This window comes from Tepidimonas ignava (assembly GCF_004342625.1).
In the GTDB taxonomy this organism is placed as follows: Bacteria; Pseudomonadota; Gammaproteobacteria; order Burkholderiales; family Burkholderiaceae_C; genus Tepidimonas; species Tepidimonas ignava.
Genome location: NZ_SMAH01000019.1, coordinates 1 through 20,117, shown reverse-complemented (window position 1 = coordinate 20,117; position 20,117 = coordinate 1). Strand labels below are relative to the sequence as shown.

Genomic DNA, 20,117 nt, shown 5'->3' with positions numbered 1-20,117 from the left:
CACCCGCGCGGGGAGCGTTGGGCGTGTGGACATCAGCAGGATGAAACGGCCAGCGGCGCGCGCTCAACCGTCCACCGCGTGGAACTCTTTTTCGTGCATCCAGGCGGCGTGGCGCGGTGCGCGCTTGGTCTGCGCCCACTCGTTGAGCATGTCCCACTTGACCGCGTCGAGCCGCTCGTACATGTCGGGCGTGCCGACGTCGGCGGCCAGCTCGATACGGTGGCCGTTGGGGTCGAAGAAGTAAATGCTCTTGAAGATCGTGTGGTCGGTGATGCCCACCACCGGGATGCCGGCCGCCTCCAGCCGCGCCTTGGTCTCTTCCAGCGTGCGCACGCTGTCGACCTTGAAGGCGATGTGCTGCACCCACTCCGGCGTGTTGGGGTCCCTGCCCATCGCGGGGGAGTTGGGCAGCTCGAAAAACGCCAGCACGTTGCCCTGCCCGGCGTCCAGGAAGACGTGCATGTAGGGATCCGGTGCCTTGGTCGAGGGCACTTGGTCTTCGGCGATGGCCAGCACGAACTTCATGTTCAGGTGCTTGACGTACCACTCGACGGTCTCTTTGGCGTCCTTGCAGCGGTAAGCGACGTGGTGGATGCGTTCGATGCGCATGGCGTGTCTCCTGCGGCGGGGTGGTTGCGACGGGCTGGGCGTTGGGTCAACCTTCCAGCGCCTCCCACATCTGGCGGTCGCGCTCGGCGGTCCAGATGCGCGGGTCGGGGTACTGCGTGACTTCGTCGTAGCAGCGGGTGACGTCGAACGGCATGCAGTGGTCGAAGATGACCCAGCGGCCGTACTTGGGCTGCAGCCGGGCGTAGGTTTCCTTGTACACGGCGCGCAGGTCTTTGCCGGCACGCACGCCCTCTTCCACCGCGGCGCGCACGTCTTCGATGAACGCCTTGGTGCCCGCCAAGCCGGCCTGCACCTGCTCGGGCGTGGTCAGCGCAGCACCGCGCCCCGGCACCAGCTTGGCCGGCTGCAGCGCGGCGATGTTGTCCAGCGTCTTGGGCCAGTCGCGGAAGTAGGCGTCACCGGCGTAAGGCGTGGCGTCGAACTCGACCAGGTCGCCGCTGAACAGGATGCGCTCCTGCGGCAACCAGACCACCGTATCGCCTTTGGTGTGGCCGCGGCCCAGCTGCAGCAGTTGCACCTCCAGCTTGCCCAGCCACAGGGTCATCTTGCCGGTGAAGGTGATGGTGGGCCACGTCAGCCCCGGCGGAATGGTTTCGACCGCGCGGAACAGACGCGGAAAGCGGCCGATTTCGCTGGCCTTGTCGGCCTCGCCACGCTCGACGATGAGGTCGTAGGTGTCCTGACTGGCGATGATGTGCTCGGGCTGGTACGCGCTGGCGCCCAGCACCCGCACCGCGTGGTAGTGGCTCAGCACCACGTACTTGATGGGCTTGTCGGTGACTTCGCGGATGCGGCGGATGACGTCCTGCGCCATGGCCGGCGTGGCCTGGGTGTCGATGACCATCACGGCGTTGTCGCCGATGACGACGCCGGTGTTGGGGTCGCCCTCGGCGGTGTAGGCGTAGGCGTGGTCGGACAGCTTGGTGAAGCTGACCTGCTTGTCCTGCAGGTCGGCCTGGCTGGCAAAGGCTTTGGCGCTCATCGGAGACTCCTGGAAGGCCGGCATGATCATTCAACCATGCCGAACGCGTTTGTCATACATTGATGCGGATCTTACGCGAGGTTTTTGTACCATGTCAAACCGATTCGCATAGGTATAAACCCGTAGTGCTGGCGCGGCCCATGCGGACCGGCGTGCAGCGACAATGATGCGCATGAACGACCCCACGCTGCACCCCGCCGCGACGAACGGCGGCACCGACGACGACGGCGACGCCCGCAGCCCGCGCGGCATCCAAAGCATCGAAGTGGGCGGCCAATTGCTCAAAGCGCTGGTGCGCGCCGGCAGCGCGTTGGCCCTGAAAGACCTGGCCCGCGCGGCGGGCATGACCCCGGCCAAAGCCCACCCGTACCTGGTCAGCTTTGGCAAACTGGGGTTGGTGGAGCAAGACGCCGTCAGCGGGCGCTACGGGCTGGGGCCGCTGGCGTTGCAGTTGGGGCTGATCGGGCTGCAGCAGGTGGACCCGGTGCGGCTGGCGGTGGCGCAACTGCCCGCGCTGGCCGCGCAGCTGGGCTGCACGGTGTCGGCGGCGGTGTGGGGACCGATGGGCCCGATCATCGTGCACGTCGAGCACGGGCCCACGCCGGTGCACGTGGCGATGCGCCACGGCACACCCGCGTCGCTGCGGCACACGGGCACAGGCAAGGTGTTTGCCGCCTTCGCGCCACCGCAGGCGGTGGCCGAGGCGCTGGCGCGCGAAGGTGAAGCCGCCGCCCTGGACGACCCCGCCTTTGCCGCCGAACTGCAAGACATTCGGCGCGAGCGGCTCAGCCGCGTGCGTGACGAGCTGCTGCCAGGCATCAGCGCGATGGCGGTGCCGGTGTTCGATGGCTTTGGTCGCTTGGCGCTGGCGCTGGCCGCGATCGGCCCCAGCGCCTTGTTGGACCTTGGCGTGGGCAGCCCGCAAGCGCAGGCGCTGCGCGCCTGCGGTGAGCAGCTGTCGCGGCGCCTGGGCTACACAGGCGCAGGCGCGGCGTAAACAGCGGCCACGGCACCGCGCCCGACGCAGCCAGGCGCGCGACCGCGCCTGTGCCGCCGCTTCAGCGCCCCACGAAACGGGGCGCACGCCGCTGCAGCGCCGCCGCGCGGCCCTCAGCGAAGTCGGCGCTGGCCTGGGTGAGCCGCTCGCGCTGTCGCCACGTCGCCGCATCGCCCGTGCCGGTGGCCAGCTCCAGCAGCGTGCGCTTCATGCCCTGCACCGCCAGCGGCGCCAGCGCGGCCAACGCCTGCGCGCGGCGCTGCACCTCGGCCGCCAACGCCGACGGCGGCACCAGCGCGTCCACAAAACCGCTTGCCAGCAACTCGTCGGCGCCCAGGGTATGGGCCGCCACGAACAGCCGCCGCGCCACCGGCAGCCCCAACACCGCCACCGCGCGGCGCAACCCGCTGGTGCCGTAATGCAGCCCCAACGCGGCCGCCGGCACGCGCGCTTCCATGCCCAACACGCCCACGCGCAGGTCGCACGCCAGCGCCAAGTCCACCGCGCCGCCGTAGACGCTGCCCCCCAGGGCCGCCAACGTCACCGGCCGGGCGGCGGCCAGCGCATCGGCGGCCTGCACAAACGCGTCCGCCGCCGCCCCGGCCCCGCCCTCGGCCCGCTCGAAATCCCCCAGGTGAAACCCTGCGCTGAACACCGGCCGCGCCCCCGCGCGCACGCGCGCCGCCAACACCAGCACGCGCACGCGCGGGTCGTCGTTGGCGCGCTGCACGAGTTCGCGCAGCCGCTGCAAATCGTCCAGATGCAAACGGTTGTGGTGCTGCGGCCGGCACAGGGTGATGGTGGCCACGCCGTCGGCCAGCGCCCACTGCGGAGGGCCGGAGGGGGTACGCATGGCGCGCGAGTATGCCCCAGCCGAACTCAGGGTTTACCCCAGTACGGCCGGCGTCGAGGATGCGCTACGCTTCCCATATCGTTATTTTTTGTAATCATCGCCATGCAACCCCAACCCGACCTCGACGCGATCCAATGCACCCTCGACGGCCCGGTGGCCGTGGTGCGCTTGCGGCGCCCGGCCAAGCGCAACGCGCTGTCGGATGGTCTGATCCTGGCGCTGCGCCACACCTTCGAAACACTGCCCGACACCGCCCGCGCCGCCGTGGTCTGCGGCGAAGGCGAGCACTTCTGCGCCGGGTTGGACCTGGGCGAACTGCGCGAGCGCGACGCGGCCGAGGGCGTGCTGCACTCGCGCATGTGGCACACCGCGCTGGAGGCGGTGGAAAAAGGCCGCGTGCCGGTGGTGGCGGCGCTGCACGGCGCGGTGGTGGGCGGCGGGTTGGAGCTGGCCAGCGCCTGCCACATCCGCGTGGCCGACGACACGGCCTACTTCGCGCTGCCCGAGGGCACGCGGGGCATTTTTGTCGGCGGCAGCGGTTCGGTGCGCATCCCCAAGCTGATCGGGGTGGCACGCATGATGGACATGATGCTGACCGGCCGCGTGGTCGGCGCCGAGGAGGCGGAGCGCATCGGCCTGGTGCAGTACCGCGTCGGCGCCGGGCAGGCGCTGGACAAGGCGCTGGCGCTGGCGCGGCGCATCGCCGACAACGCGCCGCTGACCAACTACGCGCTGATGCATGCGTTGCCGCGCATCGCCGAGCAGGCCAGCGACCACGGCCTGTTCACCGAGGCGCTGATGGCCGCCGTGGCGCAGGCCGCCCCGGAGGCCAAGGCCCGCCTGCGCGCGTTCCTGGAAGGCAAAGCCGCCAAGGTGCGCCAAGACGCCTGACGGCCCCCTACGCAGAGGAGACACCCCGATGAACGCCCCCGAAACGCCCACGACGTTGGACGTGGCGCAGGCGCCGTTTCGGCCGCTGCGCTTTGGTGTGACCCGTGTGCAGGTGCGCGACGGCGCCCCCGGCGTGCACTACCTGCGCGCCGAGCAGCCCTTGCTGCCCTACCCCGAGCGGCTGACCGACCGCTTGCGCCACTGGGCCCAAACGCGGCCCGAGCGCACGCTGCTGGCGCGCCGCCGCCGCGTGCCCCAGGCGGACGGCAGCGTCGTGCTGGGCGAGTGGGAGCACATCACGTTCGCGCAAGCGTGGCACACCGCCCGCGGCGTCGCGCAGGCGCTGCTGCAGCGCGCGCTCAGCCCCGAGCGGCCGGTGCTGATCCTGAGCGAAAACAGCCTGGAGCACGCGTTGCTGGCGCTGGGCTGCATGATGGCCGGCGTGCCGTGGGTGCCGGTGTCGCCGGCGTACTCGCTGGTCAGCCAGGACCACGCCAAGCTGCGCCACGTGTGGGCCACGGTCACGCCGGGGTTGGTGTTTGCGCAAGACGCCCGTTACGCCCGCGCCATCGAAGCCGTGGTGCCACCCGAGGTCGAGGTGGTGCTGGCCGAGGGGCAACTGCCCGGCCGCCCCAGCACCCCGTGGGCGGAACTGGCGGCCACGCCGGCCAGCGCGGCGGTGGACGCTGCCATCGCCGCCACCGGGCCCGACACGATCGTCAAGTTCCTCTTCACCAGCGGCTCGACCAAAGCGCCCAAGGCCGTCATCAACACCCAGCGCATGTGGTGCGCCAACCAACAGCAGATGGCGCAGTCGATGCCGGTGCTGGCCGAGGAAGACCTGGTGCTGGTGGACTGGCTGCCGTGGAACCACACGTTCGGCGGCAACCACAACTTCGGCATGGTGCTGTACCACGGCGGCACGCTGTACATCGACGACGGCAAGCCCACGCCGGCGCTGATCCACGAGACGCTGCGCAACCTGCGCGAGATCGCGCCCACCGTGTACTTCAACGTGCCGGTGGGGTTTGAGGCCATCGCCAACGCGATGCAAACCGATGCGGTGCTGCGGCGCAACCTGCTGTCGCGCGTGCGCATGTTGTTTTACGCCGGGGCGGCGCTGGCGCAACCGGTGTGGGACAGCCTGTACGCCAGCGAGGTGCGCGAGCTGGGCGTGCGCATCCCGATGACCTCGGGCCTGGGCATGACCGAAACCAGCCCGTTTGCGCTGTTCGTCACCAGCCCCGAGGTGCGCGCCGGCGACCTGGGCTTGCCCACGCCGGGGCTGGAGGTCAAGCTGGTGGACGTGGACGGCAAGACCGAAGTGCGCTACCGCGGCCCCAACGTCACCCCGGGCTACTGGCGCAACCCCGACGAGACCGCCGCCGCTTTCGACGAGGAGGGTTTTTTCCGCTCCGGCGACGCGGTGGCGTGGATCGACGAGACCGACGTGCACCGCGGGCTGCGCTTCGACGGCCGCATCGCCGAGGATTTCAAGCTCGCCACCGGCACGTTCGTCAGCGTCGGCCCGCTGCGCGCGCGCATCATCGCGGCGGGCGCGCCCTACGTGCAGGACGTGGTCATCACCGGCCTGAACCGGCACGACGTCGGCGCCCTGGTGTTCCCGACCGCGCGCGTGCGCGAGCTGGCCCCGCTGCCGCCCGAAGCCTCGCTGCACGAGGTGCTGGAGCACCCCGCGGTGCTGGCGCACTTCCAGCGCGTGGTGGACGATCTGGCGCGTCAGGCCACCGGCAGCGCCAACCGCGTCGCACGGCTGATCCTGCTGGCCGACCCGCCCAGCCTGGACCGTGGCGAAATCACCGACAAAGGCTCGATCAACCAGCGCGCCGTGTTGGCCCACCGCGCCGACACGGTGGACAAGCTCTACGCCGACGCACTGCACCACATCGTCAAGCCTTCGATCTGACCCACCCCCAAGGAACCCCACGACCATGACCGACCCCCTGCGCAACCCGCGCGGCCTGTTCAACGCGATGGACGGCTGCTGGATCCTGGACGGCGCCCGCACCCCGATGGTGGACTACTGCGGTGCGCTGGGCGGCGTCTCCCCCACCGACCTTGGCATCCACGCAGCCCGCGCGGCGCTGGCGCGCGCCGGGGTGGACGCCGCCGACGTGGGCACGGTGCTGGCCGGCAACATGGCCCCGGGCGACAGCTTCCAGTACATGCTGCCGCGCCACATCGGGCTGTACGCCGGCGTGCCCCTTGACGTGCCGGCGCTGATGGTGCAGCGCATCTGCGGCACCGGCTTCGAGCTGTTCCGCCAGGCCGGCCTGCACCTGCGCGACGGCGTGGACCTGGCGCTGGTGACGGGCACCGAGAGCATGACGCGCAACCCCATTGCGGCGTTCGAGCACCGCACCGGCTTCAAGCTCGGCGCCCCGGTCAAGTTCGAGGACTTCATGTGGGAAGCGCTCAAGGACCCGGCCGCCGGCGTGGACATGATCGGCACCGCCGAAAACCTGGCGCGCCGCTACGGCATCACGCGCGCCGAGGTGGACGCCTACGCGGCCCGCTCGTTCGAGCGGGCGCTGGCGGCGCAAGCCGCGGGCTACTTCGCGGGCGAGATCGAGCCGATCCGCACCACCACCTTCGAGCGCGACGGCTACGCAGCGCGCCGGCTGCAACTGCCGCCCAAAGTGGAGCGCCTGGACGTCGACACCCACCCCCGCCCCTCCCCCGTGGAAGCGCTGGCCCGGCTGCGCCCGGTGCACCCGGGTGGCGTGCAAACCGCCGGCAACAGCAGCGCGCTGGTCGATGCCGCCGCCGCGGCCGTGGTGGCCAGCGACGCCTACACCCGCGGCTGGCGCGCGCGCACCGGACGCACGCCGCTGGCGCGCGTGGTGGCCGCAGCGGTGGTGGGGGTGCCACCGGAGATCATGGGCATCGGCCCCGCGCCGGCGATCCGGCTGCTGTTGCAACGCACCGGGCTGGCGCTGGACGCCATCGCGCGCTTCGAGGTCAACGAGGCCCAGGGCGCGCAGGTGCTGGCGGTGGCGCGCGAGCTGGGTTTGGATCTCGAGCGGCTCAACGTGCACGGCGGCGCCATCGCGCTGGGCCACCCGCTGGCGGCCACCGGCGTGCGGCTAACGCTGACCTGCGCACGCGCCCTGCGCGCCTGCGGCGGTCGCTACGGCGTGGCCTCGGCCTGCATCGGGGGTGGGCAGGGCATCGCGCTGCTGCTCGAAAACCCCGACGCCTGACCATTGCCCCCGCCTTCCATCCGCAACCCCTCTTCAGGAGTCCCCTCATGCAACCCCTGCAAGGACACACCGCGTTGGTCACCGGCGCCGGCTCCGGTCTGGGCGAAGCCACCGCCCGCCTGCTGGCCGAACGTGGCGTGCGCGTGGCCGTCATCGACCTGTCGGCCGCGGCCGCGCAGCGTGTGGCCGACGAGCTCAACCATGCCCACGGCGCGGGCACCGCGCTGGCCCTGGCCGCCGACGTGGCCGACCCAGCCGGGCTGCAAGCCGCCTTCGAGCAGGCCGCCGCTGCGCTGGGGCCGGCGCGCATCCTGATGCACGTGGCCGGCATCGGCACGGCGCGCCGCATCATTGGCAAAGACGGCCAGCCCGCGCCGCTGGAGGATTTCGAGCGCGTCGTGCGCGTCAACCTGATCGGCAGCTACAACGCGGCGCGCCTGTTCGCCGCGGCGTGCGCCAAGCTGCCCGCGCTCGCCGACGGCGAGCGCGGCGTGATGGTGCTGACCGCCTCGGTGGCGGCGTTCGACGGTCAGGTGGGCCAGCAGGCCTACAGCGCCTCCAAAGGCGGCGTGGTGGGCATGACGCTGCCGATGGCGCGCGACCTGGCGCAGCACGGCATCCGCGTGTGCACGATCGCGCCGGGCCTGTTCAACACGCCGCTGATGCGCACCCTGCCCGAGGCGGTGCAGCAGTCGCTGGCGGCCAGCATCCCCTTCCCGGCCCGGCTGGGCAAACCCGAAGAGTTTGCCGAGCTGGCCTGCCACATCGTCACCAACGGCCACCTCAACGGCGAGGTGATCCGGCTGGACGGCGCGCTGCGCCTGCCGCCGCGTTGACCCCCTGGAGCCCGGCATGAGCAGCAAAACCACCGTGTGGGAGGTCGACGTCCTGTTTGGCGACTGCGACCCCGCCGGCATCGTCTTTTTTCCCAACTTTTGCAAGTGGATGGACGCCGCCTCGCTGCACTTCTTCGTGCAGTGCGGTGTGCCGCCGTGGCGCGAACTCGTCAAAACCACCGGCATCATCGGCACGCCCTTGTTGGAAATCCACACGCACTTTTACCGCCCCGCCACCTACGGCGAGCGGCTGCAGGTGCACACGCGCGTGCAGGAGTGGCGCGACAAGGTCTTCATCCAGCACCATCAGGTGCGCCGCGGTGACGAGCTGCTGTGCGAGGGGCGCGAAACGCGCGCCTTTTGCATACGTCACCCGGACGACCCGGGGCGCATCAAAGCCATCCCGATCCCCGCGGACATCCGCGCCCTGTGCGGAGGCTGACCCCCATGAGCCAACCCTACCGCCCCGACCCGGACGCCGCCGCGCACCACCTGTTGCGCGTGCTCGACGCCACCGCGGTCTGGCGCCAACTGCCGGCCTTGGCCGAGCACGCCGACCCCGACCTCGTGCGCCAGGTGCTGCGCGAAGCCGCCACCTTCGTGCACGAGGTGGTGGCGCCGCTCAACCGCGTGGGCGACGAGGTGGGCGCCCGTTGGCACGACGGCGCGGTGACGATGCCGCCCGGCTTTCGCGAGGCGTACCAAGCCTTCTGGCACGGCGGCTGGCCTGCCCTGTCCGCCCCGACGGCGCTGGGGGGCCAAGGGCTGCCGGTGGCGTTGGCGTTTGTGCTGTACGAATGGCTCAGCGCCGCCAACCATGCCTGGACGATGGCGCCCGGGCTGCTGCACGGCGCGGTGGAGTGCCTGCGGCACCACGCCAGCGACGAGCTGCAGGCCCGCTACCTGCCGCCTTTGGTCAGCGGCGAGTGGCTGGCGACGATGGCCCTGACCGAGCCGCAGGCCGGCAGCGACCTGGGCTTGCTGCGCACCCGCGCCACCCCGTGCGCCGACGGCAGCTACCGCATTGAAGGCACCAAGATCTTCATCTCGGGCGGCGAGCACGACCTGACCGACAACATCGTGCACCTGGTGCTGGCGCGCCTGCCCGACGCGCCGGCTGGCGCCAAAGGCCTGACGCTGCTGCTGGCCCCCAAGTGGCTGCCCGACGGGCAGCGCAACGCCATCGCGTGCGAGCGCGTCGAAGACAAGATGGGCCTGCACGGCAGCCCCACGTGCGTGCTGCGCTTCGACGGCGCCACCGGCTGGCTCGTCGGCCAGCCGCACCAGGGACTGGCCGCGATGTTCGTGATGATGAACGCGGCGCGGCTGCACGTGGCGCTGCAGGGCATCGGCCTGCTGGACGCCGCGTGGCAAAAGGCGCACGCTTACGCGCTGGAGCGCCGGCAGATGCGAGCGCCGCAGCGGCGCGACCCGACGCAGCCGGCCGACCCGATCATCGAGCACCCGGCGGTGCAGCGACTGCTGGACACCCAGCGCGCCTGGATCGACACCGGGCGCGTGCTGGCCTACCACACCGCGCTGCAGCTCGACGTGGCCCACCACCACCCGAACGCCGACGTGCGCCGCGCCGCCCACACCTGGTGCGCGCTGGCCACGCCGGTGCTCAAGGCCGCCTGGACCGAGCAGGCTTTCCTCGGCGCCAGCGACTGCCTGCAGGTGTTCGGCGGCCACGGCTACGTGCGCGAGTGGGGCATCGAGCAAATCGTGCGCGACGTGCGGGTGACGATGATCTACGAGGGCACCAACGAAATCCAGGCGCACGACCTGCTGCTGCGCAAAACCCTGCCAGACCGGGGGGCGGCGCTGCGCGCGACGCTCGAAGGGTTGCGCGACGATCCCGGCGCCCCGGCCACACCCACTTGGCACGCCGGCGTGCAGCGGATGCTGGCGCTGCTGGACCGGCTGGCCGCGGCCAGCGACGCGCAGCGTCAAGCGCTGCACCCTGTGGCCAGCGACTTTTTGCGCGCCGTCGCCATCACGCTGATGGGGTGGGCGCGGGCTCGGTTGGGCGCCACCGACGCCACTTGGGACGCTGGGGCCGGCGCGGCGTTCGACCGCTGGGTGTGGCCGCGACAGGGCTGGCACTGCGGCCTGGTCGAGCAGGCGCTGGCACAGGCCTGATCACCGCGCGCGCCAGCGCTGCCGCCACTGCGCGTAGATGCGGTCGGCCAAGCGGTAGCTGGCGGCTTGGTGTCGCTGGGTGGCGGCCTGCATCACCTCGGGGGGTTGCACCGTGTCGGGGCAGCGGTCAATCGCGCCGGGGTACACCGCGCCCGGATCGGCCAGCCAGGTTTCGATCTTCAGCGGCGTGATCTCGACGTGGAACTGCATGCCCAGATGCGGCCCCAGCGCATAGGCCTGCACCGCGCAGGCCGGCGAGGACGCCAGCACCACCGCGCCCGCCGGCAGCGCCACCACCCCGTCGTAGTGCCATTGGTACACCACCGGCCGGCGGTCGTCGCCCAGCCACGCGCGCGCGCTGGCGCTGCCGTCGTGCTCGATCGGCAGCCAGCCCACCTCCGGCTGCGGCAGGCGTGCCACCTGCCCACCGAGGGCGCGCGCCAACAGCTGCCCGCCCAGGCAGTGGCCGATCACCGGGATGCCCAGCGCGTCGGCTTCGCGCATCAGCGCTTCGGCGTGGCGCAGCGAGGGACGGTCGTCGTTGGCGCTCCACTCGCCCCCCAACACCGCCAGCGCCCGGTACCCGGCCACCGACGCCGGGTACGCCTCGCCCGCCTCGGCGCAAAACACATCCCAGCGTGCGCCGACGGCATCCAGCCACGTGGCCAGGTAGCCGGGCGTGTCTTCGAGCGTGTGTTGCAGCACCAGCACGTCGGCCGTTTCGCCGGCCGCAGGGGGGGTCAGGGTCGCCATGATGGCGCCGATGCTAAGGCGTCACGCGCCGCCCGCGGGACCACTGCCAACGCCCCCCTGGGTGCCAATCGACACCCCGTGGCCGTCCATGGCCGCCGCACCGCCGGCCATCGGCGCGGCGGAGGCTGGCGGGTCCGCCGGCACCCAGCGTGCCAGCACCGCCTGCAGCCCCGCCACAGTGAAGGGCTTGGCCAAAAAGTCATCCATGCCGGCGGCCAGGCACAAGCGCCGGTCGTCTTCCGTCGCGTTGGCGGTCAGCGCCACCACCGGACCGCGAAAACCCTGCGCGCGCGCCCGGCGGGTCGTCTCCCAGCCATCCATGCCCGGCAACTGGCAATCCATCAGCACGAGGTCGAAGGGCTCCTCACGCAGCAGCGCCAGCGCCTGCGCACCGTCGCCCGCCACCACCGTCTCGACCCCTTGGCGCTGCAACAGCCGACACACCACCTGCTGGTTGATGGCGTTGTCTTCGACCACCAACGCACGGGCGCCACGCCGCCATTGCGTGGTTGCCCCGCCAGCCGGCTGGGACGCGGGGGCTTGCACCACCACGGGCAAAGGCACCCGGAACGTGAACGTCGAGCCCTGCCCCGGCGCGCTGACAACGTCGATCGTGCCGCCCATGGCTTGGATCAGACGGTGGCAAATGGCCAACCCCAGCCCCGTGCCGCCGAAGCGCCGTGTGTGGGAGGCGTCCGTTTGCACGAACGGCTCGAACAGCGCCGCCACCCGCGCGGGCTCGATCCCGATGCCGGTGTCTTGCACCGCCACCACTAGGTGCGCGTCGCGCCACTCGGCCCGGACCGCCACCCAGCCCTGTTCGGTGAATTTGATGGCGTTGCCCACCAGGTTGACCAGCACCTGCTGCAGCCGCGTCGGATCGCCTCGCACCCACGGTGGCAGGTCGTCGGCCGCGTGGCAGGTCAGCGCCAACCCCTTGGCGTGGGCTTGGCCGCGCAGACCATCGACGGTGGCGCGCACCAACGCCGCCGGCTGGAACGGGACCGACTCCAGCACCAGACGGCCCGCTTCGATCTTGGAAAAATCCAAAATATCGTTCAACAACGCCAGCAGCAACTGCGCCGAGTGCCGCGCGGTCGCCACCAAGTGGCGCTGCTCGTCGTCCAGCGCAGTGCCCTGCAACAGCTCCAGCATGCCCAACACGCCGTTGAGCGGGGTGCGGATCTCGTGGCTCATCACGGCCAAAAAGTCGGTCTTGGCACGGCTGGCGGCCACCGCCTCGTCGCGCGCGCGGGCCAAGTCCTCGGTGCGCTGCGCCACCTGGCGCTCCAGGTCTTGCGCCAGGGCGCGCAGCTGTTGGTTGGCCAGGTACAGGTCGCGGCTCTTGGCTTCGAGCAGCGCTTCGGCCTGCTTGCGTGCCTGCCGCTCGCGCGTCAGCCGCCGCTCGGCCAATGCCAGCGCCGCAGCCAAGTCAGGCACGTCGGGTGATGTCGAAGCGCACACGCGTGATCCCCGGCTCGGACAGGTCGGTCATCGTGACGTCGGCCTGTTCACCCCAATGCTGCAAACAGCCCTCAATCAACCCCAAGGCCAACGTCGCGAACGGCCGGCGCGACTCGTACAACATCACCATGTGGCGCTCGTCGCGCTGCGGGGTGTCGAAGCGTGGCAACTCGGCATCGGGGTAGAGCTTGCGCACCTCCAAGTGCACGTGGTTTTCGATGCGCGCCAGGAATTCGAACGCCGACGTCACGCCCTCGAAAAAGCTGGGGTACAGCGCGGTGAAACGCTGAAACAGGTGGTGCCCGTAGGCCCGCACCAGCTCCGGCACCGGCACGCCGGTCAGCGTCGACAGCGTGCCCACCAGCGCCAGCATCTCCTCGTGGCTGTACGTACCGACGGCCGTGTACGCCCCGCCGGAGGGCACGTGCGCCAGCTCGATCATGCGGTCGGCGATGGCGGGCGAGAAACGCTCCTCCACCATCTCGATGAACTCGGAAAAGACCACACCTTTCATTTGCGTGCTCCCGCTGCGCGACCAGGGGTCAAGTATGGCGGAAAATGCGCACCGTGAACGCCCCCACCGAAACGCCCCTGCAGGCCGCCCCCGTCGACACGGGTTTTTTGGAGTCGCTTATCGGCTACAACGCCCGCCGCGCCGCCCTGGCCATCATCGGCCACGTGCTGCAGCGGCTGCAGCCGTACGGCCTGCGGGTGGTGGAGTTTTCGGTGTTGACGGTGATCGCGCACAACCCGGGCGTCACGTCGCGTCAGGTGTGCGCGGCGCTGGACATTCTGCCGCCCAACCTGGTGGGGCTGCTGCGCCGGCTCGAACAGCGGGGCCTGATCGAAAAACGCGCCCACCCTGGCGACCGCCGCGCCCAGGGGCTGTACGTCACCGATGCGGGGGCACGCTTGCAGGCGCAGGCACAGCAGGCGGTGGCGGCGGTGGAGTGTTCGGACGTCACCCACCTGAACGCCGCCGAGCAAGCCACCCTGATCGCGCTGCTGCGCAAGGTGTACCAAGGCCCGGCAGCGGCGTAACACGCCCTGGGGCCGCCGATGCGCGCCCAACGGCGCTCAGGGCGCCGCGCCCACCGGCGCTGCCACCACGCGCTGGCGCTGCTCCCCCAGCACGCCGCCGCCCAGCGCGACGACATCACCCGGCCGCAGAAACAGCGGCGGCTTGTGGCCCATGCCCACCCCTGGGGGGGTGCCGGTCAGGATGACGTCACCGGGCAGCAGGCGCATGAAGCGGCTCAGGTAACTGACCAAGTACGCAACCCCAAACACCATCGTGCGCGTGCTGCCGCGCTGGCGCGGCTGGCCGTTGACGTCCAGCCACAGGTCCACCGCCTGCGGGTCGGGCACCTCGTCGGCGGTGACCAGCCACGGTCCCAGCGGACAGTGGGTCGGGTAGCTCTTGCCTTTGATCCACTGACCGTCCATTTCGAGTTGATGGGCACGCTCTGACACGTCGTTGGCCAGGCAATACCCCGCCACGTAGCTCAGCGCCTCGGCCTCGGGCACGTGCCAGGCGCTGCGGCCGATGACGACGGCGAGCTCCACCTCCCAGTCCAGCTTGGCCGCCCCGGGCGGCGCCCACACCTCGTCGTGCGGGCCGGCGATGGCCGCGGTGTGTTTGCTGAACACGATCGGCTGGCGCGGCAAGGGCAGCCCTGCTTCGGCGGCGTGGTCGGCATAATTGAGGCCGATGGCCAGCACGTTGCCGATTTGCCCCACGGGCGGCCCCAACCGCACGGCCGGGTCGACTTCGGGCAAGCGCTGCGTGTCCAGCCGCGCCAGCCGGGCCAGCGCATCCGGCCCCAGCGTGTGGGGGGTGATGTCGCCCAGCACGCCGCTGAGGTCGCGCCGCACGCCATGGGCGTCGAGCACACCGGGGCGTTCGTCGCCGGGCGGGCCATAACGAAAGAGTTTCATCGCCACGTCTCCTGGTCGGTCAGCGCGATTGTGGCACGCCCCTTGAAAGCGGGCCCAGGCGCCCCCAGTTGGCTGACTTGTACGTGACACCTTGTTGGTCTGATCACCCCCATCGAAACACGACACCATGAACGACCACACCACCCCGCGCGCCGAAACCGAAGCCCCCACCGCGGCCGCCGACAGCGGCGCCGAAGCCGCGACCGAAAGCCCGGCGGTCGACCTGCAAGCGGAGCTGCAAACGCTGCGCCAGCGCAACGCCGAGCTCAACGAACAACTGCTGCGCGCGCTGGCCGACGCCGACAACACCCGGCGCCGCGCCGAGGAAGAAATCGCCAAGGTGCGCAAGTTCGCCGTCGAGGCCTTTGCCGAAAGCCTGCTGCCCGTGGTGGACAGCCTGGAGGCGGGGCTGAGCGTGCAGGAGGCCACGCTGCAGCAAATCCGCGAAGGCGCCGAAGCCACACTGCGCCAACTGCTGGCCGCGCTGCAGCGCCACAAGGTCACCCCGATCGCGCCGGCTGCGGGCGAGCGCTTCGACCCGCACCAGCACCAAGCCATCAGCGCGGTGCCGTCGGACCAACCGGCCAACACCGTGGTGGCCACGCTGCAAAAGGGCTACCTGATCAACGAGCGCGTGCTGCGCCCGGCGCTGGTCACGGTGGCCGCGCCCCCAACCGACGGCCACGGGGCTTGAAAGTCAGCGCCCCCAGCCTTACATAAGCGTCAGTTCAACGATTGCACGGTTGCACACCGTATTTGTTAGGAGCACCAACATGGGCAAGATCATCGGCATCGACCTGGGCACGACCAACTCCTGCGTCGCCGTCATGGAGGGCAACACGCCCAAGGTCATCGAAAACTCCGAAGGCGCGCGCACCACGCCGTCGGTCGTGGCCTACCTGGAAGACGGTGAAATCCTGGTCGGCGCCCCGGCCAAGCGCCAGGCCGTCACCAACCCCAAAAACACGCTGTTTGCGGTCAAGCGCCTGATCGGCCGCAAGTTCGAAGAAAAAGAAGTCCAAAAAGACATCGGCCTGATGCCGTACAAGATCGTCAAGGCCGACAACGGCGACGCTTGGGTCGAAGTGCGCGGCCAGAAGCTGGCGCCGCCGCAGGTCAGCGCCGAGGTGCTGCGCAAGATGAAAAAGACCGCCGAGGACTACCTGGGCGAGCCGGTGACCGAGGCCGTCATCACGGTGCCGGCTTACTTCAACGACGCGCAGCGTCAGGCGACCAAGGACGCGGGCCGCATCGCCGGGCTGGAGGTCAAGCGCATCATCAACGAGCCCACCGCGGCGGCGTTGGCGTTCGGGCTGGACAAGGCGGGCAAGGGCGACCGCAAGATCGCCGTCTATGACCTCGGCGGCGGCACGTTCGACATCTCGATCATCGAAATCGCCGACGTCGACGGCGAAAAGCAGTTCGAAGTGCTATCCACCAACGGCGACACCTTCCTGGGCGGCGAAGACTTCGACCAGCGCATCATCGACTACGTCATCACCGAGTTCAAAAAAGAACAAGGCGTTGACCTGTCCAAGGACGTGCTGGCGCTGCAACGCCTCAAGGAAGCGGCCGAAAAAGCCAAGATCGAGCTGTCGTCGAGCCAGCAGACCGAAATCAACCTGCCGTACATCACGGCCGACGCCACCGGGCCGAAGCACCTCAACATCAAGCTGACGCGGGCCAAGCTGGAAAGCCTGGTGGAGGACCTGATCGAGCGCACGATCGAGCCGTGCCGCATCGCCATCAAGGACGCCGGCGTCAAGGTCAGCGACATCGACGACGTCATCCTGGTGGGTGGCATGACGCGCATGCCGAAGGTGCAGGAAAAGGTCAAAGAGTTCTTCGGCAAGGATCCGCGCAAGGACGTCAACCCCGACGAGGCGGTGGCCATCGGCGCGGCCATCCAGGGCTCGGTGCTGTCGGGTGAGCGCACCGACGTGCTGCTGCTGGACGTGACGCCGCTGTCGCTGGGCATCGAGACGATGGGCGGGGTCATGACCAAGATGATCAAGAAAAACACCACGATCCCGACCAAGTACTCGCAGATCTTCTCGACCGCCGAGGACAACCAGCCGGCGGTGACGATCAAGGTCTACCAGGGCGAGCGCGACATCGCTGCGCACAACAAGCTGCTGGGCGAGTTCAACCTGGAGGGCATTCCGCCCGCGCCGCGCGGCGTGCCGCAGATCGAGGTGACCTTCGACATCGACGCCAACGGCATCCTGCACGTGTCGGCGCGCGACAAGGGCACCGGCAAAGAAAACAAGATCACCATCAAGGCCAACTCGGGTCTGACCGAGGAGGAAATCCAGCGCATGGTGAAAGACGCCGAGCTCAACGCCGCCGAGGACAAGAAGAAGGTCGAGCTGGTGCAGGCGCGCAACCAGGCCGACGCCCTGGTCAGCTCGGTGCGCAAGAGCCTCAAGGAATACGGCGACAAGCTGGAGGCGGCCGAACGCGAGCGCATCGAGGCGGCGATCAAGGAACTGGAAGACGCCACCAAGGGCGACGACAAGGCCGCCATCGAGGCCAAGACCGAGGCCCTGATGAGCGCCAGCCAGAAGCTGGGTGAGAAGATGTACGCCGACATGCAGGGCGCGCAGGCCGCCGGCGGCGGGGCTGCGGGCAGCGGCGGCAGCGCCAAGGCCGGTGACGACGACGTCGTCGACGCCGAGGTCAAGGAAGTCAAGCGCGACTGACGCGACGGCGGCCCGAGCCGCCCCACGCCGCGCCGGGCCGTCCGCGGGCCCGGCGCGGCTTTCGTTCAGCACGACACGCAACGGATCGCCATGGCCAAACGCGACTACTACGAGACCCTGGGGGTGCCCCGCAACGCCAGCGAGGAGGACATCAAGAAGGCCTACCGCAAGCTGGCGATGAAATACCACCCCGACCGCAACCAGGGGGACGCCGCCAAGGCGGCGGAGGAGAAGTTCAAGGAGGTCAAGGAAGCCTACGAGATCCTGTCCGACCCCGACAAGCGCGCGGCCTACGACCGCTACGGCCACGCCGGCGTCGATCCGACCATGCGCGCCGGCGGCGGCGACGGCTTTGCCGGCTTCTCCGAGGCGTTCGGCGACATCTTCGGCGACATCTTCGGCGCGCCGCGCGGCGCGCGCGGCCGGCAGGTGTACCGCGGCGCCGACCTCTCCTACGCGATGGAGATCACGCTGGAGGAAGCCGCGCGTGGCAAGGAGACGCAGATCCGCGTGCCCAGCTGGGACGAGTGCGACACCTGCCGCGGCAGCGGCGCCAAGCCCGGCACCAGCGCCAAGACCTGCCCCACCTGCCACGGCAACGGCGTGGTGCAGATGCGGCAAGGTTTCTTCAGCGTGCAGCAGACCTGCCCGCACTGCCACGGCAGCGGCAAGATCATCCCCGAGCCCTGCCCCACCTGCCACGGCGAGGGCCGCGTCAAGCGCCACAAGACGCTGGAGATCAAGATCCCGGCCGGCATCGACGACGGCATGCGCATCCGCTCCAGCGGCAACGGCGAGCCCGGCCGCAACGGCGGCCCGCCCGGCGACCTCTACATCGAGATCCGCATCCGCCGCCACGAAATCTTCGAGCGCGACGGCGACGACCTGCACGTGCAGGTGCCGGTCAGCATCACCACCGCGGCACTCGGCGGCGAGGTCGAGATCCCGACGCTGGACGGCCAGAAGGCCGTCATCGACATCCCCGAGGGCACGCAGACCGGCAAGACGTTCCGCCTGCGCGGCCGCGGCATCAAGGGCGTGCGCTCCAGCTACCCCGGCGACCTGTACGCGCACATCGTCGTGGAAACCCCGGTCAAGCTGACCGAGCACCAGCGCCGCCTGCTGCGCGAACTGGACGAGTCCTTCCGCAAGGGCGGCACCAAGCACAGCCCGCACGAGAAGAGCTGGTTCGAGAAGGCGCGCGATTTTTTCTCGTGAAGGGCAGGCGGTGGCGGCGCTGATCGATGCGCAGCCGACTGCCCGCAAGATGGCCTCAACCGCCCGACTTCGACCTTGAGCCGATTCGGGCGCGCTCGGCAATGTTGACGGACACGGATCGCCGATTCAGAGAGCCACCTGCTGCGCCCAATACGATGGCAGCCGCAGGTGGTATTCGGCCGAGCTGGTGTCGGTGACAAAAAAGCCGTGCAGCCCCTGCCGTCGCACAAAGTCGTACACGGAAAGCAGTGCCTCCTGTGGTGCCGAATACACGATCAGATGGCTGCGCGCGCGCCATGGCCTCAGCGTATCCGGAAAGCGGTAGGCCGCAAACGCCGTCCAGCGATCTTCGAACACCACGATTTCCAACGCCGGATCGAGCCGAAAATAGCCCGGGTCCGGGGTCGTGCCTGAATTCAGCACGATCAAGCCACCCGGCTGCAACCGCCGCCAGCCCGCGATCAAATCGGCGTAATACGCCAGGCCGCTGGCCTGCGCAGCCACTTCATCGACGAACAGATGGCCTACCCCGTAGAGCTGATCCCAGCGCGCCGCCGCATCCAGCACCGTGGCCAGCGGCACGCGGGTGTAGTTGGTGGCGACATAACCCAACACCTGATGGCCACCCTGGCGCGCCTGCGCAATGAAACCCGCCAGTACTTCATCGCGCCGGCTTCCCGGGCCGCTGGCGGCGTTGGCGATGATCCAGTGCGCCGGATCGCGCGGTGTACTGACCGCCGCCCAAAGCGCCGTCTCGCGGAAATACGCCGGCACCAGCAACCGTGGGCGCGCGATCGCTGACGCATCCGCATCATCGCCGCCACCGCCACAGCCGGCCAAACTGCTTGCGGCCAAGCCCAACCCTGTCGCCAGGACATGGCGACGTGTCAGAGCGTTTTCGAAATACCGTTGCGGGCAGCTGCAAGGCCGCTTCCAAAACAGATCCGGCTTTTGTTTGTACCAATTCTTCATGATTTGCTATGTGTCGTGTCCCGGATGATTGGTTAATTGGTTCACGCCGTGGTTTACTCTTGGCCCGAGAGGTCATGCTGGAGCTGAAACGATGCATCTGAGGCTGCACAAGAACGCCACCACGACACCCAGGATCCGCGCCGAGATCCAGGTCAGCAAGGAGCCCATGAGGGTTCTGGCCCAGCGCTTTGGCGTGAGTGTCTCCACCATCGCTCGCTGGAAGAAGCGTGCATCGGTTCATGACGCCTCCCATACCCCTCATCGACTGCAAACCACGCTGACGCCGGCCCAGGAGTCCATCGTGCTCGTCTTGCGTAAAAGCCTGGGCCTTTCGCTGGATGACCTGCTGGCAGTCGTACGCGAGTTCATCCATCCGACCGTCTCACGCGCTGCCTTGCACCGCATGCTCAAACGCCATGGAGTCGTCCCTGAAAAATTCATTTTCACGCCGCCCTTAGCCGCAGCTGGGCAGGGTTGGCGCCACTGGACTCGGTTGGCCGCCGCTGGGCGAGCCA

Annotated in this window: 20 protein-coding genes; 12 read left to right on the top strand and 8 right to left on the bottom strand. The window is 69.6% G+C overall.

Features of this window, described 5'->3' with window-relative positions; all coding sequences use genetic code 11:
• Positions 1 to 63: 63 nt before the first annotated feature.
• The gene (locus EDC36_RS12160; protein WP_132963535.1) at positions 64 to 609 is read right to left on the bottom strand and encodes a VOC family protein; all 546 of its coding nucleotides are present in this window, start codon (positions 607 to 609) and stop codon (positions 64 to 66) included.
• Positions 610 to 655: 46 nt separating this feature from the next.
• Positions 656 to 1,612, bottom strand: a complete 957-nt coding sequence (locus EDC36_RS12155; protein ID WP_132963534.1) for an MBL fold metallo-hydrolase — start codon at positions 1,610 to 1,612, stop codon at positions 656 to 658.
• A 172-nt stretch (positions 1,613 to 1,784) separates the two neighbouring features.
• Here EDC36_RS12155 and EDC36_RS12150 point away from each other — a divergent pair, with 172 nt between their 5' ends.
• Positions 1,785 to 2,609, top strand: coding sequence for an IclR family transcriptional regulator (locus tag EDC36_RS12150; RefSeq protein WP_132963533.1), 825 nt, complete (start codon positions 1,785 to 1,787; stop codon positions 2,607 to 2,609).
• Between the two features lie 61 nt (positions 2,610 to 2,670).
• Here the strand turns inward: EDC36_RS12150 and EDC36_RS12145 are convergent, their stop codons facing one another.
• Positions 2,671 to 3,462 carry an enoyl-CoA hydratase/isomerase family protein gene (locus EDC36_RS12145; RefSeq protein WP_132963532.1) on the bottom strand — a complete coding sequence of 264 codons (792 nt, stop codon included), beginning with the start codon at positions 3,460 to 3,462 and terminating at the stop codon, positions 2,671 to 2,673.
• A gap of 102 nt (positions 3,463 to 3,564) precedes the next feature.
• On the opposite strand from EDC36_RS12145, the gene EDC36_RS12140 reads away from it, so the two are divergent.
• From EDC36_RS12140 to EDC36_RS12115, 6 genes are read left to right on the top strand one after another with little or no spacing between them, the layout of a single operon-like run.
• The gene (locus tag EDC36_RS12140; protein ID WP_132963531.1) at positions 3,565 to 4,353 is read left to right on the top strand and encodes a crotonase/enoyl-CoA hydratase family protein; all 789 of its coding nucleotides are present in this window, start codon (positions 3,565 to 3,567) and stop codon (positions 4,351 to 4,353) included.
• A 28-nt stretch (positions 4,354 to 4,381) separates the two neighbouring features.
• Positions 4,382 to 6,280 (top strand): feruloyl-CoA synthase, encoded by a 1,899-nt coding sequence (locus EDC36_RS12135; RefSeq protein ID WP_132963530.1) that lies wholly within the window; start codon positions 4,382 to 4,384, stop codon positions 6,278 to 6,280.
• Between the two features lie 25 nt (positions 6,281 to 6,305).
• Positions 6,306 to 7,577, top strand: a complete 1,272-nt coding sequence (locus tag EDC36_RS12130) for a thiolase family protein (RefSeq protein WP_185971236.1) — start codon at positions 6,306 to 6,308, stop codon at positions 7,575 to 7,577.
• Between the two features lie 47 nt (positions 7,578 to 7,624).
• Positions 7,625 to 8,413 (top strand): SDR family NAD(P)-dependent oxidoreductase, encoded by a 789-nt coding sequence (locus EDC36_RS12125; protein ID WP_132963529.1) that lies wholly within the window; start codon positions 7,625 to 7,627, stop codon positions 8,411 to 8,413.
• Positions 8,414 to 8,429: 16 nt separating this feature from the next.
• Positions 8,430 to 8,855 (top strand): acyl-CoA thioesterase, encoded by a 426-nt coding sequence (locus tag EDC36_RS12120; RefSeq protein WP_132963528.1) that lies wholly within the window; start codon positions 8,430 to 8,432, stop codon positions 8,853 to 8,855.
• A gap of 5 nt (positions 8,856 to 8,860) precedes the next feature.
• Positions 8,861 to 10,555, top strand: a complete 1,695-nt coding sequence (locus EDC36_RS12115) for an acyl-CoA dehydrogenase family protein (protein ID WP_132963527.1) — start codon at positions 8,861 to 8,863, stop codon at positions 10,553 to 10,555.
• Here the strand turns inward: EDC36_RS12115 and EDC36_RS12110 are convergent, their stop codons facing one another.
• From EDC36_RS12110 to EDC36_RS12100, 3 genes are read right to left on the bottom strand one after another with little or no spacing between them, the layout of a single operon-like run.
• On the bottom strand, positions 10,556 to 11,308 hold the full coding sequence (locus EDC36_RS12110) for a type 1 glutamine amidotransferase (RefSeq protein WP_132963526.1): 753 nt from the start codon (positions 11,306 to 11,308) through the stop codon (positions 10,556 to 10,558).
• A gap of 21 nt (positions 11,309 to 11,329) precedes the next feature.
• A complete protein-coding gene (locus EDC36_RS12105; RefSeq protein WP_132963525.1) occupies positions 11,330 to 12,748 on the bottom strand; it encodes an ATP-binding protein in 1,419 nt (472 codons plus the stop codon).
• Positions 12,741 to 13,286, bottom strand: coding sequence for a heme NO-binding domain-containing protein (locus EDC36_RS12100; RefSeq protein ID WP_132963524.1), 546 nt, complete (start codon positions 13,284 to 13,286; stop codon positions 12,741 to 12,743). The genes EDC36_RS12105 and EDC36_RS12100 overlap by 8 nt, the downstream gene beginning before the upstream one ends.
• Before the next feature lie 44 nt (positions 13,287 to 13,330).
• Between EDC36_RS12100 and EDC36_RS12095 the strand changes: the two genes are divergently transcribed.
• Positions 13,331 to 13,813, top strand: coding sequence for a MarR family winged helix-turn-helix transcriptional regulator (locus EDC36_RS12095; protein WP_132963523.1), 483 nt, complete (start codon positions 13,331 to 13,333; stop codon positions 13,811 to 13,813).
• A 36-nt stretch (positions 13,814 to 13,849) separates the two neighbouring features.
• On the opposite strand, the gene EDC36_RS12090 is transcribed toward EDC36_RS12095, so the two are convergent.
• Positions 13,850 to 14,710 (bottom strand): fumarylacetoacetate hydrolase family protein, encoded by an 861-nt coding sequence (locus EDC36_RS12090; protein WP_132963522.1) that lies wholly within the window; start codon positions 14,708 to 14,710, stop codon positions 13,850 to 13,852.
• 127 nt (positions 14,711 to 14,837) lie between these two features.
• Here EDC36_RS12090 and grpE point away from each other — a divergent pair, with 127 nt between their 5' ends.
• The 3 genes from grpE to dnaJ all read left to right on the top strand — a co-directional run bounded on the left by grpE (position 14,838) and on the right by dnaJ (position 18,630).
• Positions 14,838 to 15,404, top strand: a complete 567-nt coding sequence (gene grpE, locus EDC36_RS12085; protein ID WP_132963521.1) for a nucleotide exchange factor GrpE — start codon at positions 14,838 to 14,840, stop codon at positions 15,402 to 15,404.
• Positions 15,405 to 15,483: 79 nt separating this feature from the next.
• Positions 15,484 to 17,412 carry a molecular chaperone DnaK gene (gene dnaK, locus EDC36_RS12080; protein WP_132963520.1) on the top strand — a complete coding sequence of 643 codons (1,929 nt, stop codon included), beginning with the start codon at positions 15,484 to 15,486 and terminating at the stop codon, positions 17,410 to 17,412.
• Between the two features lie 90 nt (positions 17,413 to 17,502).
• Positions 17,503 to 18,630, top strand: coding sequence for a molecular chaperone DnaJ (gene dnaJ / locus EDC36_RS12075; RefSeq protein WP_132963519.1), 1,128 nt, complete (start codon positions 17,503 to 17,505; stop codon positions 18,628 to 18,630).
• A 126-nt stretch (positions 18,631 to 18,756) separates the two neighbouring features.
• Here the strand turns inward: dnaJ and EDC36_RS12070 are convergent, their stop codons facing one another.
• On the bottom strand, positions 18,757 to 19,404 hold the full coding sequence (locus EDC36_RS12070) for a spherulation-specific family 4 protein (protein WP_165902868.1): 648 nt from the start codon (positions 19,402 to 19,404) through the stop codon (positions 18,757 to 18,759).
• 289 nt (positions 19,405 to 19,693) lie between these two features.
• Between EDC36_RS12070 and EDC36_RS12065 the strand changes: the two genes are divergently transcribed.
• On the top strand, positions 19,694 to 20,117 hold a 424-nt coding region (locus EDC36_RS12065; protein WP_481557246.1), incomplete at its 3' end, for a transposase family protein.

Bases quoted from the DNA above. Each gene is read 5' to 3' on its own strand.
- EDC36_RS12160 (WP_132963535.1), bottom strand. From the start codon at position 609: ATGCGCATCGAACGCATCCACCACGTCGCTTACCGCTGCAAGGACGCC.
- EDC36_RS12155 (WP_132963534.1), bottom strand. From the start codon at position 1,612: ATGAGCGCCAAAGCCTTTGCCAGCCAGGCCGACCTGCAGGACAAGCAG.
- EDC36_RS12150 (WP_132963533.1), top strand. From the start codon at position 1,785: ATGAACGACCCCACGCTGCACCCCGCCGCGACGAACGGCGGCACCGAC.
- EDC36_RS12145 (WP_132963532.1), bottom strand. From the start codon at position 3,462: ATGCGTACCCCCTCCGGCCCTCCGCAGTGGGCGCTGGCCGACGGCGTG.
- EDC36_RS12140 (WP_132963531.1), top strand. From the start codon at position 3,565: ATGCAACCCCAACCCGACCTCGACGCGATCCAATGCACCCTCGACGGC.
- EDC36_RS12135 (WP_132963530.1), top strand. From the start codon at position 4,382: ATGAACGCCCCCGAAACGCCCACGACGTTGGACGTGGCGCAGGCGCCG.
- EDC36_RS12130 (WP_185971236.1), top strand. From the start codon at position 6,306: ATGACCGACCCCCTGCGCAACCCGCGCGGCCTGTTCAACGCGATGGAC.
- EDC36_RS12125 (WP_132963529.1), top strand. From the start codon at position 7,625: ATGCAACCCCTGCAAGGACACACCGCGTTGGTCACCGGCGCCGGCTCC.
- EDC36_RS12120 (WP_132963528.1), top strand. From the start codon at position 8,430: ATGAGCAGCAAAACCACCGTGTGGGAGGTCGACGTCCTGTTTGGCGAC.
- EDC36_RS12115 (WP_132963527.1), top strand. From the start codon at position 8,861: ATGAGCCAACCCTACCGCCCCGACCCGGACGCCGCCGCGCACCACCTG.
- EDC36_RS12110 (WP_132963526.1), bottom strand. From the start codon at position 11,308: ATGGCGACCCTGACCCCCCCTGCGGCCGGCGAAACGGCCGACGTGCTG.
- EDC36_RS12100 (WP_132963524.1), bottom strand. From the start codon at position 13,286: ATGAAAGGTGTGGTCTTTTCCGAGTTCATCGAGATGGTGGAGGAGCGT.
- EDC36_RS12095 (WP_132963523.1), top strand. From the start codon at position 13,331: ATGCGCACCGTGAACGCCCCCACCGAAACGCCCCTGCAGGCCGCCCCC.
- EDC36_RS12090 (WP_132963522.1), bottom strand. From the start codon at position 14,710: ATGAAACTCTTTCGTTATGGCCCGCCCGGCGACGAACGCCCCGGTGTG.
- grpE (WP_132963521.1), top strand. From the start codon at position 14,838: ATGAACGACCACACCACCCCGCGCGCCGAAACCGAAGCCCCCACCGCG.
- dnaK (WP_132963520.1), top strand. From the start codon at position 15,484: ATGGGCAAGATCATCGGCATCGACCTGGGCACGACCAACTCCTGCGTC.
- dnaJ (WP_132963519.1), top strand. From the start codon at position 17,503: ATGGCCAAACGCGACTACTACGAGACCCTGGGGGTGCCCCGCAACGCC.